The organism is Streptococcus sp. Marseille-Q8145, from assembly GCF_965112035.1.
Map to the genome: position 1 here is coordinate 1 of NZ_CBCOPQ010000010.1, position 1,097 is coordinate 1,097.

A 1,097-nucleotide genomic window follows, 5' to 3' on the forward strand; every position below is an offset into this window, starting at 1 on the left:
CACTTTAGTTTAGGAGAATTTTTATAATGACAATTATCTTAGTGCTTCTCGGCTTTTTGGTCGGGGCATTTATTATGACCATGGGTGGTGGCGGCGGTGCTTTTTATCTTGGTATTATGACCGGCGTTGCGCATCTTTCACCGAGTACTGCGGCGGCGACATCGCTGTTTACGGCGATTCCGGCGTTGGCGGTGGGGTGTTATAGTCACTATCGCACTGGCAATATGCGTTTTCACGCCGGCAACCGGATTCTGCTGACGGCAGTACCAGCAACGGTTGTCGGTAGTCTGGCCGCACCTTACATACCGGAACTGGTTTATTCATGGTCGATTGCGATTATTTTCATGGTTCTTGGCGTTCAAATGTTGCGCCAATCCTTTGGGCGTAAAGCAAAGAAGACCACCCAGCCGGCATGGTTCGCCTATGTGCTTGGTATGATTAGCGGCTTAATGGTTGGCGTTGCCGGACTAAGTGGTGGCGGCCCGATTATGGCTGGTTTGATGTTGATGGGTTTGGATATGCCGCATGCCGCTGCAACCTCATCTTATGCTTTAGTAGCTTTATCCATCATCGGTTGCTTTCTGCACGCCACTCAAGGAAAAATTGCGTGGACAGTCGGCGGCCTCCTGATGCTCGGCTCGCTGGTTGGTGCCGCAATCACACCCCGCATCCTCAATCGCTTTGACCCGCGTAAGTTGACCGCCATCTTACGTCCGCTCCTCGGTTTGCTTTTAGTCGTCATGGCGATCGAACAAGTATGGTAATGATTTTCAACTTAACCATCAGTTAAAAAATTTGCCAGCAACTTGAAAACGCCGCCATTGTCTTCACTAAGAAGCACCATCATAATGAAGGTGATCAAAAGGGGTGATCATCATGCATTTAAATCAGATTATTCGCACTAAACGCCTGGCAGCAGGCTTAACTCAGGAAGCGCTGGCGCAAAAAGTTGGTGTCACGTCGCCGGCTGTTAGTAAATGGGAAAAAGGTATTTCTTATCCTGATATCACGTTGCTGCCGATTCTCGCACGCAATCTCAACACGGATGTGAATACGTTGTTGGACTTTTCGGCTGACTTAGATCCAGCTGCACTGCG

Annotated in this window: 2 protein-coding genes; both read left to right on the forward strand. The window is 49.3% G+C overall.

What is annotated here, in order from left to right; translation table 11 throughout:
• Nucleotides 1-26: 26 nt before the first annotated feature.
• Nucleotides 27-764 (forward strand): sulfite exporter TauE/SafE family protein, encoded by a 738-nt coding sequence (locus tag ACWPVL_RS11630; protein ID WP_005692970.1) that lies wholly within the window; start codon nucleotides 27-29, stop codon nucleotides 762-764.
• Between the two features lie 112 nt (nucleotides 765-876).
• The coding region (locus ACWPVL_RS11635) for a helix-turn-helix domain-containing protein (RefSeq protein WP_454389170.1) at nucleotides 877-1,097 on the forward strand (221 nt) is incomplete at its 3' end.